Below are 15,186 nucleotides of genomic sequence, written 5' to 3'. Positions count from 1 at the left end.
TTAAATGCAGACATCGTTTATTAGAATAGCAGTTTTAGTTTTTATTTGTGTAAAATATGGTTTTGCCGGTGACGCAATTACAATCGATGGTCTTTTTGAAGATTGGACTGAGATTCCAGTTGCTTACGCTGATGCTGCCGGGGATGGCTCTGAGGATTTTGCAGATTTTAAAATAACCAACGATAAAGACTTCCTTTTTATAAAAATTGCTTTCCACTCGTCCAAACAACTACTTCAAGACTTAAATAGTATTAAACTGTTCATTGATACAGATAACAACAATCAAACAGGACACCAGACAAATGGAATTGGCGCTGAACTGGAGTGGTGTTTTGGTTGTCGTGATGGAATTTACTACAGTTCTACCGGGGAAGCAGCTATTCGCCAGGCTGATATTATTATTCGAAGTGCTCCAACAATTACATCAAAAGAGTTTGAGATTGCCATTGGTCTTAATTCAATTCCAATGACCTCAGGAACTTTGGTTACTCCTGATAATCTTTCGTTATTTTTATCTTCTTCAGATAATACGGATTTTGTTCCTGACGCTTCCGGAGGATTCTCCTATGTGGTTGATACAAATAATGTTGAACCGCTCAATATAATCCCTCTTGTTAAAAATATTGAACAACACGTTCGTATGATGACTTACAACACTTTGAGCAGCGGACTTTTTGATACAGACCGGCAAGATCATTTTAAAAAAATAATTCAGGCTCTAAATCCTGATATTATGGGCTTCCAGGAGCAGTCTGATGGGAATCAAGTTAAGGCTCTGATATCTAACTGGATTCAGGAAACAGAATTATATAGCGTAGAGCTGGGTAATGGCAATGTTGTAGTTTCAAAATATCCGGTATTAAACCAAGCCTTATTGACAACTTCCGATCGAACAATGGCCGTTTTGTTGCAGACCGAATCCATATTAGGGCAAAATCTTCTTATCATAAATTCGCATTTGGCTTGTTGTGCAAACAATGAAAGCCGCCAGAATGATGCAGATGAGATTATCAAAATTATGAGAAACTGGCGTTCAGGCGATGGTCCATTTCCTCTTGCGCTCAATACGCCAATCGTCCATCTTGGGGATTTCAACCTTGTTGGCGATTCACAACAACTTATAACTCTTACCGAAGGCGATATCGTTAATGAAGCAACTTTTGGGGAAGATTTCCTTCCTGATTGGGACAATACTGGTTTAGCAGATTTGTTTTCAAGACAAACTTCTATTCGCATGGGCTACACATGGAGAAATGATAACAGTTCTTTTAGTCCGGGAAAACTTGATTATATTTTATATTCTGACAGCAACATTGAATTGGGCAATCATTTTGTATTAAATACATTAGCTATGTCCCAAAGTGAATTGGATACTTACGGATTGTTATCTGAAAATACGAATATTGCTTCCGATCATTTGCCAAGAATTATGGATATAGCTTCATTAAGTCCTGTTTCTATTGAAGATAAAACGGAAATCCCAAATAAAATAGAGTTGTATCCAGCCTATCCAAATCCATTTAATTCAACGACCAATATTCGGTATTCGCTTTCAAAAACAGGTAGAGTATCCTTGACAGTTTATGATTTACTAGGTAAACAAGTGGAAGTATTAGTAAATGAAATACAATCAGCTGGCCCCTATGTAATACAGTTTGATGCAGGTACGTTATCTAGTGGGATTTATTTATATCATCTTGAGTCAATAGGGCAGAGCAAAGTTAAAAAACTTTTGCTGGTCAAATGACGTAACCTTGGATTACTTCAATTCGAGAAAATTAGTAATGCTAAATATTGATTTATACCAACAGGTTTTTTTTACTACTTTTGCTGTCGCCTTTACCATGCTTCATTTCGTACTTTACATGCATAACCGCCATATAAAAAGCAATTTGTATTTTGCTTTATTTACGCTTCTATTTGCAGCAAATATATTCTTTGATTTTCAGGCAACAATTGAAAATGAATTTTTCTATCTACAATTGCATCGTGTGGTTATGCCATACAACCCTATCTTTATGCTATTATTTATATATTCAATTTTTGAATTGGTAATCCCAAAACAATTTTGGATAATCACAATCGGGTTAATTGTAACTGGTGTTTTAGCTGTATTTGAACCAGTAGCAAATTTAAAATTTGTTATAATTTTTCAAATAGGTTTGGCTATAGAGGTATTTCGTCTTATGGTTTTTGGGATTACAAAACAGAAAGATGGTGCAAAAGTATTATCTTTTGGTTTTTTTCTCCTGTTTGTGTTCTCTACTTATGATGTTTTTATGGACATGGGTTTAATAAACGCCTATTATGGAATTTATAATGGTTACCCTTTTGGATTTATTGGCCTGATTTTTTCAACTTCTGCTTATCTTGCTGCTGACTTTTCAAGAAAGAATAAGCAAATCATTTTGAAAGAACAGCAGGCAAAACAACATGAATTAGAACTCCGGATATTGGAACTTGAAGACACACGTAAATCTAAAGAATTGCAGGATGCACGAGATCTGCAGCTTTCCATGTTACCTAATTGTATGACTGAACTTGGCGGGTATGAAACATGTTTTGAAATGAAACCAGCTGCCGAAGTTGGTGGAGATTATTATGACTATCATATTTCAGAAGATGGAACTTTAACTCTTGCTATTGGGGATGCAACCGGTCATGGGATGAAAGCCGGGATCATGGTTTCTATAATGAAAAGTATGTTTATTGCTCATGAAAAACAAAAAGATATTACCACATTTTTTGAGGAGAGCACACACACAATAAAAAAAATGGGTTTGGGCAATCTGTATATGGCTTTGATGATTTTCAAAATCAAAGATGGTAGATTGTATGGTTCCTCAGCCGGAATGCCGCCATTTTTTATTTATCGTGCTGATACAAAAAGTGTTGAGGAAGTTACTGTTAAAGGGATGCCCTTGGGAGCATTCGAGTCATTTCCATATAAAACGTTTGAAACTAATTTGAATCCAGGTGATACACTATTATTTTTGTCAGATGGGTTGATTGAATTGTTTAATGAACAAAATGAAACTTTAGATATCCCACGAATCAAAGATGCCTTTGCAGGAATTGCTGATGCTTCTCCAAATGAAATTGCCCAAAATTTACTTAGGATAGGGGATGAGTGGCGAAAAGATAGAAAACAAGATGATGATATTACTTTAGTAATTTTAAAAGTAATGAAGATATGACATAGAAAATTGAAAATACTATAAAATTAGCTTGGCAACCCCAGCTATAGCTGCCGTTTCCGCCCTTAATCTAAATTTTCCCAAAGAAACATCTTTAAAACCATTTTCTTTTAAAACAATTATTTCCTTATCACTAAAACCACCCTCAGGCCCAATGCTAAGCAATGTTTCTTCTGTATAATTAATAGGAAAATGAGAGCTAATACCCGGGCTGTTCGGATCAATAGCAGCCAATTTTAAGGGGATGTTATTTGTTTTTTCAATAAAACTTTTAAAATCTTTATGTAGATACAATTTTGGTAACCAAAAACGGTTGCTTTGTTTTATAGCCTGGCGTAGAATTTTCTCAAACCGCTTTTCATTATCACTAAAATAATTGGCATGTTCACTCCTGAAAATATGAAAAGAACCAACGCCAAGTTCGGTTCCTTTTTCAAGAACAAATTCCAAACGGTTAGGGCGTATAAAAGCAATCCCAAGGGATAGGTTTTGTTCATCTTTTTTAATTTTCTTCTTTGAGCTAATTTTAACAGTAAGCCCTGGCTTCAAGCTTTCAATAATTCCAGAAAAATGATTTCCTTCTCCATCGGTAATATCAATTTCATCACCTGTTTTTTTGCGTAGAGTTTTCGTCAAATGTTTGGCTTCAAAAGAATCAAGAGTAAGTAAATTGTCAGAGATGTTTTCCGGGAAAGCGTAAAATAATTCCATGGGTTGAATTTGTGAAAGAACAGGATTTATTGCAATATATTTTGGATTTGATCATAGTCATTTCACCTCGGGGATTATAAAGTTTAGATTAGTTGACTTTCATTGCAGGGCAATCCAAAAAAATGTATATTTAAAGCTGTCCATTTAAGAAATAAAAATCTATAATTTTTACGAGAAAATAATGCAGATTGTACAGGTTGGTAAAATCAAAATTGGCCAGGGAAATCCTTTATTGTTAATTGCAGGACCTTGTGTTATTGAATCAGAAGAGGTCGTAATGCATACGGCAGAAACGCTGAAAAAAATCAGTGAAAAGCTGGAAATCCCCTTTGTTTTCAAATCCTCTTATCTAAAAGATAATCGATCATCTGCATCATCATATCAAGGGCCCGGGTTGGAAAAAGGATTAAAAATTTTGCAAAAAGTAAAAGATACTTTTAATGTCCTGCTTCTTTCTGATATCCATAATGCGCATGATGCAGAGGCGTGTGCCGAGGTTTTAGACATTGTACAAATCCCTGCGTTTTTATCCATGCAAACCAGTTTGTTGCAGGCAGTTGCAAAATCCGGTGTGGTAGTAAATATAAAAAAAGGCCAATTTCTTGCTGGGGGAGATTTATCGGCATCAATAAATAAAATTAAAGATGCCGGCAGCGAACGAATCTTGCTAACCGAAAGAGGAAGTATGTTTGGCTATGGCAACTTGGTGGTCGATATGCGCAGCCTGAAAGTTATGCGCGATTTGGGTTATCCTGTTATTATGGATTCCACCCATGCCTTAAAAAAATATGGTGTCAGGAATAATGATAAAAGTGGCTGGGCCAAAGAATTTATTTTTGGATTATCACGCTCAGCAGTGGCCATGGGTGTTGACGGTTTTTTTATTGAAACGCATCCGGATTGTGATTCCGCTTTATGCGATGCGGATAGCATGTTGCCTTTGGGGCGCATGGAAGAATTAATGAGACAGTTAAAAGAAATTGATCATCTGATCAAACCCAATCTAAAAGGGGATGATCAGGGATTGTATTAGTCTTTGAATGCTTTAACCTAAATCTGCGAGAATCAGTGGAAAAAAAATTATAGGATAAGTTGAAAAATAATCTTAAAAACATAAAAATGGTCCTGATGGATGTGGACGGTGTCTTAACGGATGGTAAAATAATATTTACATCCAATGGAGATGAAGTAAAAGAGTTTAATATCCTTGATGGAATGGGCATTACTTTGGCGAGAATGGCCGGTTTAATGACAGGAATTATCACAGGCCGTGAATCAAAAATGGTTCAGCGACGTGCAGAAGAATTAAAATATGATGTGATTTCACAGGGGAGTTTTAAAAAGTTACCCCGATATGAAGAAATCAAGAAACAATTTAACCTTTCAGACGAACAAGTGTGCTACATGGGTGATGATTTCCCGGACTTGCCGGTTTTAAAAAAGGTTGGATTTAGTGTTGCTGTTTCTAATGCACGTGACGAATTAAAAGAAATAGCTGATTATACTACAGCTGTCTCTGGTGGTGAAGGTGCTGTACGGGAAGTAATTGAGAAAATATTAAAAGCCCAGGGGAAATTTGATAAACTGATCAAAGAGATTAAAGCTTAAATGAAATATTTATACGCAATTCTAATATCATTCTTTTTAAATACTACTGTTTTTTCTCAAGTAAATGTTGCTGTTTCCAACTTTTCCAATGAATCTGAAGTGCTTTATCTTGATGCATGGGAAAGAAGTGTACCAACATTATTACGCTCACATCTGTCAGATAATAAAGATATTGTGGTTCTGGATCGTGCACGACTTGATAAAGTTTTAGAAGAACAAGCCTTAACATTATCCGGATTAGTTGATTCATCAAAAGTGCAAACAATTGGAAAAATCCTGGGTGCGGAGTTTATTTTGTCCGGCAAAATTGATAAGCAGGGCAGCGATATAATTGTTAGTGCAGATTTGGTTAGGGTTAAAACCGGACAGGTTCAAACGGAAATTGTGCGCTCATCGAACAGGGATCATAAAGAATCCATGATTGAAATGCTGGCAAACAACCTTAAATATCGCTTGACCGGACAGGGTGAATACCAGACAAAAAAAGTATTCAAGTCAAACTCAATTTGGTATTGGACAGGAGCTACCGTTTTGCTTGGCAGTGCAACTCTTGCAACAAACTCCTATCATAATGATAGTGTTGACAAATACAACTCTGCCACAAAGTTGAAAGATTTTGACAAATATTATGACCGCTCAAATAACTCCAAAGATCTATATACAATTTTAGGGATTTTGGCAGGCAGCGCTGCGATAGGGACGCTTGTTGATTTTTTGAGCAGCGATGAAGAAAACGAAATCAGAAGTGGCCATTCAAAACAATCTTCTGTAAAAAGTAATATTTATTTTGTAGGAAAAAATGAAATTCAAATCGGTTTTCAAATACATTTTTAGTATCCTGATTATTTTTTCATTTGCCTGTTCTCAAATCGAACGGGATAATATTTTGGATCCGAAAAATAATTCAAGCTCGCGTGAAAGCGTACTCCTTTTAGAAGCGTTTATAAATACAAGTGATAATGTTCCACAGAATTATACTTTTAATTATGATGCTTTGGAAGCCATTGATTCGTTATCGGATATTTATGGAGACAGGTTGATCTGGCTGGAATATCATTGGAACACAAGTAATTCGAATTATTACGATCCTTTTACTTTAGCCATGGGTGAAGATCAGTATACAAAATACACAACAGGATTTGATCTTTCCCGCTCGAAAGGTGTTCCGGATATTTTTATTAATGGAGCAGAAAACCGTGTTCAAGGTGCATCGAACGTATCAAATGTAATTAAAAGAACTCAGGTTTTTGCCTCAGATTTAATTGTTCAACCAAGCCAATTTACAATCGAAACAGAGTTTGATGCCTTATCTGATAAAATCGAAGGGACCTATCTAATAGCGGGCTTGGGCAACAAACAAACTGATGAAATGCTGATGAGAATTGTCCTTACTGATAATAATGGCCTTAAAGGTAAACGCACCGTCAGGGCTATGTCTATACCTGATCCGGTTGACAAAATTGATGCCGGAGAATTTGTTGAAAAGGATTTCACGTTGGAGTTTGACGGTTTTAATCCAGACAATATTATATTTATTTTAATGGATGAAAATGGTAACGAAGTTTTACATGCCATTGAAAAAGAGCTATGAAAAATACAATTTCCGTTTTATTGTTAATATTTTCCTTCTTTATTTCCTGTGAGAAATTAGGTGAAATTATTGATGAGGGTAAATATGAAAAACCGGTCATCGAAAAAGTCGATGCGTTCCCAGGAAATGTTAATCAGGGAGATACCGTTACAGCAGTTGTGGTTGCAACCAATCCTGAGGATGGCATGTTAACTTATAGCTGGAGTAGTGATCCAAGCCGTGGCACATTTATTCAGCCTGCCAATCTGGATACAGTTTATTGGATAGCTCCGTCAGTTGGCGACACATATACTTTGAAAGTTACTGTTAGAAATGATGAAGAATCAAATACAGGTGAAGATATAGTTGTTGTTAGAAGTTATGAAAAACCAATCATCGAAAAAGTAGATGTCTTTCCGGGAACTGTAAATCCGGGTGATACAGTCACTGCAATAGTTGTTGCCACCAATCCTGAAGATGGATTATTAACTTACAGTTGGAGTAGCGATCCGAATCGAGGTCAATTCATTCAACCGGCCAACAAAGATACCGTTTATTGGATCGCGCCATTGATTGGTGATACTTATACATTAAAAGTAACTGTTAGAAACGAGAAATCAAATACAGGCCAGGATGTCGTTATTGTGCAAAGTTCTGTAAATCCGCTGGTAAATATCACCTCTCCAAAAACAAACGAATTTTTTGTGCAAAATACAAATATTGATGTTGAGCTAACCGCATATCATGATAATTCTCTGGCATATGTTCGCTTATTTGTAAATGGAATTCAAAAAGGTGAACAGAATTATGATGCATCAAATAACTATTTATTTAGCTTTACAACAGATTCTTCAATGGTTGGGCCAACCACAATCGAAGTAGTTGCCGCCGCATTTAATAAACCTGACAATACCGGATCTGATTTGGTAGTTGTAAATGTTGAAGGGATCCTTCCGAAAAGCGGGGGAAATTAGATTTATGCCGATTCTTGAAGCTGCAAAACAGGTTATCCGAATAGAGCGTGAAGCCCTTCATGAAATGGAGAACCGTATTGGCGAAAACTTTGAAAATGCCATTAAGCTAATCCTGCAAAGTGAAGGCCGTGTAATTGTAACAGGCATGGGGAAATCTGGCGCGATTGCCAAGAAAATGGTTTCAACTTTTGCCAGTACCGGAACAACATCTTACTTTTTACATCCTGCTGAAGGGCTTCATGGTGACTTGGGCATGGTTCATAAAAATGACGTGGTTATTGCAATCTCAAAAAGTGGTGAGACAGAAGAATTGCTTCACATTTTACCAGCTTTAAAACGTCTCAATGTTCCGATTGTAGCGATGACTGGAAATAAACAATCTACATTGTCCACAAATTCTGATGTAAGCTTAGATATAAGTGTAAAAGAAGAAGCGTGTCCGCATGATTTAGCTCCTACAGCCAGCACAACAGTTACGCTGGTAATGGGAGATGCAATGGCCGTCGCTTTACTGGAAGCCCGTGGTTTTTCTGCGGATGATTTTGCTTTGCTTCATCCGGGTGGCTCGCTTGGAAAAAAATTATTGATGCGTGTTTCAGATATAATGGAAAAAGGTAAAAAATTACCTTTCTGTTTTGCTGAAGATAATATGCGCAAAGCCGTTTTGGAAATGGCCCACAAACGCGGGATATGCCCTGTAGTAGATAAAAATATGCAATTACAAGGTGTTTTAACAACTGGTGATTTGAACAGGCTCATTGAAACAAACGATCAGTTTATGAACATTCCTGTAATTGAAGTGATGAATAAAAAACCAAAGCTGATAAAAGAGGATGCCTTAGCTATAATTGCTTATAACGAAATGGAAATGCATCGAATAATTGCCATGCCTGTGGTTAATAACGAAAATCGATTACAGGGAATAATTCATTTACATGATTTGATGCAAGCCGGCATATCCGTTTAATTTTTAACACTAATACAATTATAAAAATGATCAAATTAATATTTATTATTATTTTACTTTTTACCCTTTTCAACTGTGCCCAGCGTGAAGAGGAAACAACAGGTTCTAGTACAGTTACGGAATTTCCCGATCAGGAAAGCTGGAACTCGACGCTTTTCATTACCAATGATGGCCAAAAAGTGGGGATTGTTGAAGCAAAGCATTTTCAAAAATTCAGTAAAAAAAAGAAGACTTATATTTCTGAAGGACTTAAGGTAGATTTCTTCAATAACGAAGGGCAGCACACATCTGTGCTTACATCAATTGGCGGTGAGGTTGATGATCAAAAACAAGATATGATTGCTTACGGCAATGTAATTGTTGTTTCTGATAGCGGGATGACACTATATACCGATACACTAATGTGGGACAATAAACGGCAAAAAATTATATCTTTAATACCAGTGAAAATTACTTCTGATACAGATACACTTTATGGCGATAGTTTTATATCTGATCCAAGCCTTGAAAACTATGAAATTACCAATTCTCATGGAACAGGGAGTGAACTAATCGGAAAGCCTCAATAATGCGTCTTTCTACAATCCCGTTTCTTATATTCATTTCAATTTTTGTCATTTCCCAGTCAAACTCAAAAATTCGCATAATTCATGCAGATTTGAATTTAGGAAAAAAAATACAGGGTGAACAGATACGAATATTAAAAGGTTCTGTACATGTTGTTAAAGACACAGTTCATATGTATTGTGATAGTGCATATTATTTTGAAGCAAAAAATACATTGGAGCTTTTAGGAAGTGTTGTAGTTAATAATGGCCATCGAACCATTAAGGCAAAAAAAATTATTTATTTTCCTGATGATGAGTTGACTGAGTGCATTGGCAATGTAAGGGCAACATCGGAAACAGATTCATTATTTACAAATCGCCTTGTTTATAATCTAAAAAGAAGTGAAGCAACCGCCACAGACAGTGTTTATTTATGGAGTAAGGAAGACAATGTTCATATTACCGGTGATTATGGATATTTCGATAAAAAAAATAGTTATTTCCGAATAAAAAACAATGCTCATTTTATTCAGGTGGATTCCGCTAAAGGCGATTCTTTTCAAGTTAAGTCTGAAAAATTAGAATATTTTGGAGATACTCTAAAATACGCCTATGCAGAAGACAGTGTAAAAATATGGCAAGGAGGATTAAAAGCCTTTTGTGATACATCATGGTATTATTCAAAAACCGAAATCGCCTGGCTAAAAGGTAATCCAATTACCTGGTTCGAGAATAATGAACTAAAAGGTAAAGAGATTAAGGTGAAATTTGATTCCTCTGAGGTTAAACACTTAGATGTATTTGGTGAGGCGCAGGCAAAAACAATAAATGATTCAATACCAAATGAGTATAATTTGCTAAAAGGCAAATCAATTGAGTTTTTTATAAATGAGAGAAGGCCGGATCTTGTTATCTCCAGGCTAAATGCAAGTAGTAAATATTATTTAAGTGAAAACGCTGACAAGGGTATAAATTATTCGACATCGGATAGTATTTATGTGTTTTTCAAAGCGGGTAAATTGGATTCAATAGAAATAATTGGTGGAGCAGAAGGGACATATTATCCCGACGGTTTTAAAGGGGAAAAAAAAATTGGAGAATAACAAGCTCGTTCTTTCAGGAAAAGATTTAATTAAAATTTATGGTAAAAGAAAGGTTGTTAATTCAGTTTCCCTTAATGTTGCTCAGGGAGAAATTGTTGGGCTATTAGGTCCAAATGGTGCCGGGAAAACAACCACTTTTTATATTATTACTGGAATGATCCGGCCTAACTCTGGTAAAGTAATGTATCAGGATCAGGTAATTACGCGCTTTCCGATGTATAAACGTGCACGATATGGTATTGCATATTTACCACAAGAGGCATCTATTTTTAGAAAACTTACTGTCCGGGAAAACTTAATGGCCATAATGCAAATGATTGGCCTATCTAAAAGTGAACAAAAAAGAAAATGTGATCAATTCTTAAATGAGTTGAATATTACACATATTGCCAACAGTCTGGGGTATAATCTATCGGGTGGTGAAAGAAGACGAACTGAGATTGCCCGCACCCTTGTTACAGATCCAAAGTTTATTTTATTGGATGAACCTTTTGCCGGAGTAGATCCCATTGCTGTTGAAGATATCCAGGGTATTGTTCATGGATTAAAAGAAAGAGGCATCGGAGTATTAATAACGGATCACAATGTGCATGAAACTTTGGATATAACCGATCGAGCATACTTATTGTTTGAGGGACAGATTTTAAAAGAGGGGACAGCAGATACTTTAGCTGCAGATGAGCAGGTAAGAAAGTTGTATTTGGGTGAAAATTTTAAATTAGATCGTTAAGCGGAAGAGTTTATTTTCAGATTGTTCTTATTAACGAAAATGATATTTTCTTTACCAAATATTTTAGAAATAAGCATTGGAGATATCTCTGAAACATTTGGAATATGAATTCTGTTAAAAGGAAAGTTCGAGTTAATAAAAAGCAAAGATTCAGAATCTTTTGATTCAAAATGATAATTGTTTTTCAGCAACACTTTTGCCAGTTGGTTTGATGAAATCTTATTGAAACGGATTTTACGATCAATTATCGGATAGTCATAGGAAGTAGGTAGTGCCTGGTTTCTCTTACTATAACTCTTTCGATATACTTCTATTGCCTTCCGAAGTTCTATAACAAGTTGTTCGGATGAATGTGATTGCACATAGCAACTAGGCAAATTCTCGCAAGAACCGATATAGTTTTTGCCGTCAAATTCCTTTTTTACAATTATCTTCATGATCTTTGAGGATTTTTTGGTTAGTGGGCTAAATATATGCCATTAAAACTTTCATGTCAATTACTAAAACTTTGTAACATCAAGTTGTGATAAATGATACAATTCTGAAATTATTCTTAATTAATGAATCAACTCATTTTTTAAGTTGACGATACTGTTACTAACACAAGTTTTCAATTTGAACTTCTATCCTAGCTTAAACAAACGTATTTTTTAACGAAAGGAATAACGTTGAATAAAATTCTTATTCTACGTGACAATTTTTGGCATAATTCAGCAAAAAAACTTATTGAATCTGATGAAAACATTGATATCCTTACGTTTGATGCTATTGACGAACTTCCACTTTCTTTTGGAAATGAAATATATGGAGGGATATTTTTCCTGGTTAATAAGACATCAAACGATCTTGTTGAATATATAAAAAAATTACGTTTATATAATAATGAGCAGACAATATTTGTTTTAGGCACAGCAGCAAATAAAGAAGTTATAAACAAAATTTCTGATATCAATAATTGTTTGTCTTTTGAAAAGTCTTCTTTTTTTGAGGAACAATTAATACTACTTTTTAACCAGTTAAAAGACATCTCTCAATTACACAGACAATGTGAGCAAAATACTCATAATATTAAAAAATTTATTGCTAATTCACCGGAATGTATAATTACCGCCAATCACAAAGGCAACCTTCTTAATATTAACCAGGTTTTCTGTGATATTTTTAATTATAACCCCACACAGTTAATTAATACAAATATTGATAGTTATATTCCCGGGTATTCATTCGAAGAATATTTATTTTTTACGCGAGACCCTGAAAACAATAAAAAATTGATAACAACTTTTCTTGATGGGGCTGGACAGATAAAACCTGTTGAAATTAATATAATTAAATCACCACAATCGGAAAATGAGTTTTTTCTTTATTTGAAATCCAAAAGTGAAGATTTAAATATTAGAAGAATGCTGGATAATCAAAATAAAAGTTTTGCTGATTTAAGGGAATTACTTAATCAATTTTTTCATATTTCGAATTCAAATTCAAATCTCAAAGTCCTTGGTAACTATATAAAACAAATTGTTAATTGTGATACAATAATCAATTGCCCTGTAGTAGAATCGAATTTTAAAAATAAGTTTATTGTTGATTTTGAAAACATTGCTAAACAAGACCAAGATGCTGTAAGTGCTTTGAAAGGGGTTTTGGAGACGATTTTAAAGAAGCCTGAAATCAGCACTTTTAACTTTTTTAATGAAAATGATGCTCACAAAGAAATAATCCAATTTGGTAGAACAGCTACATTTATACCAATTGTTAATACTCATGTAGTGGAAATAGTTATTCTCCTTTATGCCAATCCCTACGAACCTGATGAATTTGTGATGGATATTTATAAAATAGTTCAGGATATGGCCAGGTATAGATATCTGGCAGAAGGCAAGGGCGAGCTGAAAAAGGAAAGTTTTAATTTTAAAGAGATTGTGGAAAGTGCCCTGGATGGAATATATCGCTCTACCATTGAAGGCGAAGTTATATATGCAAACCCAGCTTTTCTTGATATTTTGGGTTATAAAACTATTGATCAGGTGAAAAGGAATAAGGTCGCATTCGATTTCTATCCAACTGAAAATGAGCGTGAGGAATTTTTAAATAGCTTAAAACATGAAAAAACTGTCAACAATTATGTTTCTAATCTAAAGACTAGGACAGGAAAGCTTATAAAAGTTTTGGAACATGCTCATTTGATTACAGATGATGAAGGAAACTCGTACATCGAAGGGATAATCCGGGATATATCAGAAAACAAGCAACTCGAAAACAATCTAAAAAATACGAGGTTTTTTGCAAATGAGCTGATTGAAAAGGCAAATATAATCATAACAGTCGTTGCTGAAAATGGTGATTACCTGGTATGGAACAAAAAAGCAGAACAGGTGACAGGGTATAAAAAAGAGGAAATATTAGGTGCATCCGATATAATGGACAAATTATATCCCGATGAGAAATATAAAAACTATGTTATCCATAAAAGGAATGAGCATATTGCTGAAAATTCCTCAACACCTATTGAAGTAAAACTTGTATCCAAGACTGGCAAAGAAAAAATAATTAGATGGACTGCAGTTGAAATAAAAGCAGAACACAACAATTCTGTTGTAGTAAATTTTGGTATAGATACAACTGAAATGCGTCATCTTGAAAAGAGGTTTACTGAAACACGCCGCATGGATGTTTTTAATAGCGTAACCGATAAAATAGCGCAACAATACAATCAAATAATTACATCATTAACAAAAAGTTTAGACGAAATAAAAGAGATTTCAGCACCAGAAACTTATGCTGCATTCAGAGATGCTGAGCTGGTTATGCAGGAAGCTCACCAGTTTTCTGACCAGATTTTAAATCTGTCCGGTAAACAACTTTCCAAAGCCGAAACAGCTGTAGATCCGGATCAGATTATTGAGAACTCGATCCACATTCTTAAAAATACAATCCCGGAAAGTATAAAAATTGATGCGGATTTAAATTCCAGGGGGTTTGTAACCGTCAGCGAAGCACAGCTAAATAAAGTTATGTTAAATCTTGCTTTGAATGCTGTAGCGGCCATGCCACAAGGCGGAGATATATTTATTACTTCGCGTGTGTGTAAAACAGATACGGATAGCTTTTTAATTCAAAACAATGCGGTTAATCAAAACTATTTAAAAGTTGTATTCCGCGATACGGGATCTGGCATGAATTCATCTACAATAGACAGATTGTTTGAACCCTTTTTTACAACATCAAAAGATGCCTCACGAAAAGGCCTGGGCGCAAGTTTGATTTTTAATATAATCAGATCGGCCAATGGTTACATTGATGTAGAATCAGAACCAAATAAAGGCACTACAATTTCTTTCTACCTTCCATTTATACATGAAAGACGTGCGGTAAAAAGTGCAAAACAATCACAATTGTCAAAGATATTAATTGTAGATGATCAGCAGGTTATCCGTGAATTTTTAAAAGACATGGCTAATACCGATGGCTATAGTACTTTTCTGGCAGAAGATGGCATGGAAGGCTTAAAAATATTCGAAGAAAATCATTCAGAAATTGATCTTGCAATTTTGGATATTATTATGCCGAAGATGTATGGAAATGAACTTTATTATAAAATAAAAGAAATAAAACCTGAGCTAAAAGTATTAATTACCTCTGCACACACCAATAAGAAGATAAAACAGCAGCTAATTAAAGATGGTGTTGATGGGTTTTTGCCCAAACCTTTCGATGTCCAATCTGCCCGTGAACAAATCCGTGTATTATTATCCTGATAATAAAAAGTATAGCAATG

The 15,186-nt window shown here is 34.9% G+C and carries 14 protein-coding genes; 12 read left to right on the top strand and 2 right to left on the bottom strand.

The genetic code is table 11. The annotated features are described in order from the left end of the window. Positions 1-4 precede the first annotated feature (4 nt). Together HND50_03250 and HND50_03245 are read left to right on the top strand one after the other, a co-directional pair. Complete coding sequence (locus tag HND50_03250) at positions 5-1,747, top strand: T9SS type A sorting domain-containing protein (protein ID NOG44217.1); 1,743 nt, start codon at positions 5-7, stop codon at positions 1,745-1,747. 37 nt (positions 1,748-1,784) lie between these two features. After that, complete coding sequence (locus HND50_03245; protein ID NOG44216.1) at positions 1,785-3,197, top strand: SpoIIE family protein phosphatase; 1,413 nt, start codon at positions 1,785-1,787, stop codon at positions 3,195-3,197. Positions 3,198-3,215: 18 nt separating this feature from the next. On the opposite strand, the gene HND50_03240 is transcribed toward HND50_03245, so the two are convergent. Further along, positions 3,216-3,908, bottom strand: coding sequence for a 16S rRNA (uracil(1498)-N(3))-methyltransferase (locus HND50_03240; protein ID NOG44215.1), 693 nt, complete (start codon positions 3,906-3,908; stop codon positions 3,216-3,218). 181 nt (positions 3,909-4,089) lie between these two features. Here HND50_03240 and kdsA point away from each other — a divergent pair, with 181 nt between their 5' ends. The 9 genes from kdsA (at position 4,090) to lptB (ending at position 11,408) form a co-directional block, all read left to right on the top strand. Next, positions 4,090-4,941: a 3-deoxy-8-phosphooctulonate synthase gene (kdsA, locus tag HND50_03235; GenBank protein NOG44214.1), complete on the top strand. Its 852-nt coding sequence runs from the start codon at positions 4,090-4,092 to the stop codon at positions 4,939-4,941. 86 nt (positions 4,942-5,027) lie between these two features. Continuing rightward, positions 5,028-5,516, top strand: a complete 489-nt coding sequence (locus tag HND50_03230; protein NOG44213.1) for an HAD hydrolase family protein — start codon at positions 5,028-5,030, stop codon at positions 5,514-5,516. Further along, positions 5,517-6,350: a hypothetical protein gene (locus HND50_03225; GenBank protein NOG44212.1), complete on the top strand. Its 834-nt coding sequence runs from the start codon at positions 5,517-5,519 to the stop codon at positions 6,348-6,350. Then, positions 6,316-7,107, top strand: coding sequence for a hypothetical protein (locus tag HND50_03220; GenBank protein ID NOG44211.1), 792 nt, complete (start codon positions 6,316-6,318; stop codon positions 7,105-7,107). Before HND50_03225 ends, HND50_03220 begins: the two co-directional genes overlap by 35 nt. Beyond that, the gene (locus tag HND50_03215) at positions 7,104-8,060 is read left to right on the top strand and encodes an Ig-like domain-containing protein (protein ID NOG44210.1); all 957 of its coding nucleotides are present in this window, start codon (positions 7,104-7,106) and stop codon (positions 8,058-8,060) included. Before HND50_03220 ends, HND50_03215 begins: the two co-directional genes overlap by 4 nt. A gap of 4 nt (positions 8,061-8,064) precedes the next feature. After that, on the top strand, positions 8,065-9,027 hold the full coding sequence (locus HND50_03210) for a KpsF/GutQ family sugar-phosphate isomerase (GenBank protein NOG44209.1): 963 nt from the start codon (positions 8,065-8,067) through the stop codon (positions 9,025-9,027). Positions 9,028-9,053: 26 nt separating this feature from the next. Beyond that, positions 9,054-9,596: an LPS export ABC transporter periplasmic protein LptC gene (gene lptC, locus HND50_03205; protein NOG44208.1), complete on the top strand. Its 543-nt coding sequence runs from the start codon at positions 9,054-9,056 to the stop codon at positions 9,594-9,596. Further along, the gene (locus HND50_03200) at positions 9,596-10,678 is read left to right on the top strand and encodes a hypothetical protein (GenBank protein NOG44207.1); all 1,083 of its coding nucleotides are present in this window, start codon (positions 9,596-9,598) and stop codon (positions 10,676-10,678) included. Before lptC ends, HND50_03200 begins: the two co-directional genes overlap by 1 nt. Further along, on the top strand, positions 10,668-11,408 hold the full coding sequence (gene lptB / locus HND50_03195) for an LPS export ABC transporter ATP-binding protein (GenBank protein NOG44206.1): 741 nt from the start codon (positions 10,668-10,670) through the stop codon (positions 11,406-11,408). Before HND50_03200 ends, lptB begins: the two co-directional genes overlap by 11 nt. Here the strand turns inward: lptB and HND50_03190 are convergent. Then, positions 11,405-11,845 carry a hypothetical protein gene (locus tag HND50_03190; protein NOG44205.1) on the bottom strand — a complete coding sequence of 147 codons (441 nt, stop codon included), beginning with the start codon at positions 11,843-11,845 and terminating at the stop codon, positions 11,405-11,407. The two genes, lptB and HND50_03190, sit on opposite strands and share 4 nt — an antisense overlap. Before the next feature lie 231 nt (positions 11,846-12,076). Here HND50_03190 and HND50_03185 point away from each other — a divergent pair, with 231 nt between their 5' ends. Further along, positions 12,077-15,166 carry a PAS domain S-box protein gene (locus tag HND50_03185; protein NOG44204.1) on the top strand — a complete coding sequence of 1,030 codons (3,090 nt, stop codon included), beginning with the start codon at positions 12,077-12,079 and terminating at the stop codon, positions 15,164-15,166. The last annotated feature ends 20 nt before the right edge of the window (positions 15,167-15,186 follow it).

It is taken from the genome of Calditrichota bacterium (assembly GCA_013112635.1).
Classification (GTDB): domain Bacteria; phylum Calditrichota; class Calditrichia; order Calditrichales; family J004; genus JABFGF01.
The sequence above is the reverse complement of the archived record's forward strand: the minus strand, read 5'-3'. Positions and strand labels throughout refer to the sequence as shown.

Excerpts from the sequence above, each read along its gene's own strand:
- HND50_03210 (NOG44209.1), top strand. The coding sequence starts at position 8,065 with ATGCCGATTCTTGAAGCTGCAAAACAGGTTATCCGAATAGAGCGTGAA.
- HND50_03190 (NOG44205.1), bottom strand. The coding sequence starts at position 11,845 with ATGAAGATAATTGTAAAAAAGGAATTTGACGGCAAAAACTATATCGGT.
- kdsA (NOG44214.1), top strand. The coding sequence starts at position 4,090 with ATGCAGATTGTACAGGTTGGTAAAATCAAAATTGGCCAGGGAAATCCT.
- lptC (NOG44208.1), top strand. The coding sequence starts at position 9,054 with ATGATCAAATTAATATTTATTATTATTTTACTTTTTACCCTTTTCAAC.
- HND50_03215 (NOG44210.1), top strand. The coding sequence starts at position 7,104 with ATGAAAAATACAATTTCCGTTTTATTGTTAATATTTTCCTTCTTTATT.
- HND50_03240 (NOG44215.1), bottom strand. The coding sequence starts at position 3,908 with ATGGAATTATTTTACGCTTTCCCGGAAAACATCTCTGACAATTTACTT.
- HND50_03200 (NOG44207.1), top strand. The coding sequence starts at position 9,596 with ATGCGTCTTTCTACAATCCCGTTTCTTATATTCATTTCAATTTTTGTC.
- HND50_03250 (NOG44217.1), top strand. The coding sequence starts at position 5 with ATGCAGACATCGTTTATTAGAATAGCAGTTTTAGTTTTTATTTGTGTA.
- HND50_03230 (NOG44213.1), top strand. The coding sequence starts at position 5,028 with ATGGTCCTGATGGATGTGGACGGTGTCTTAACGGATGGTAAAATAATA.
- HND50_03245 (NOG44216.1), top strand. The coding sequence starts at position 1,785 with ATGCTAAATATTGATTTATACCAACAGGTTTTTTTTACTACTTTTGCT.
- HND50_03225 (NOG44212.1), top strand. The coding sequence starts at position 5,517 with ATGAAATATTTATACGCAATTCTAATATCATTCTTTTTAAATACTACT.
- HND50_03220 (NOG44211.1), top strand. The coding sequence starts at position 6,316 with ATGAAATTCAAATCGGTTTTCAAATACATTTTTAGTATCCTGATTATT.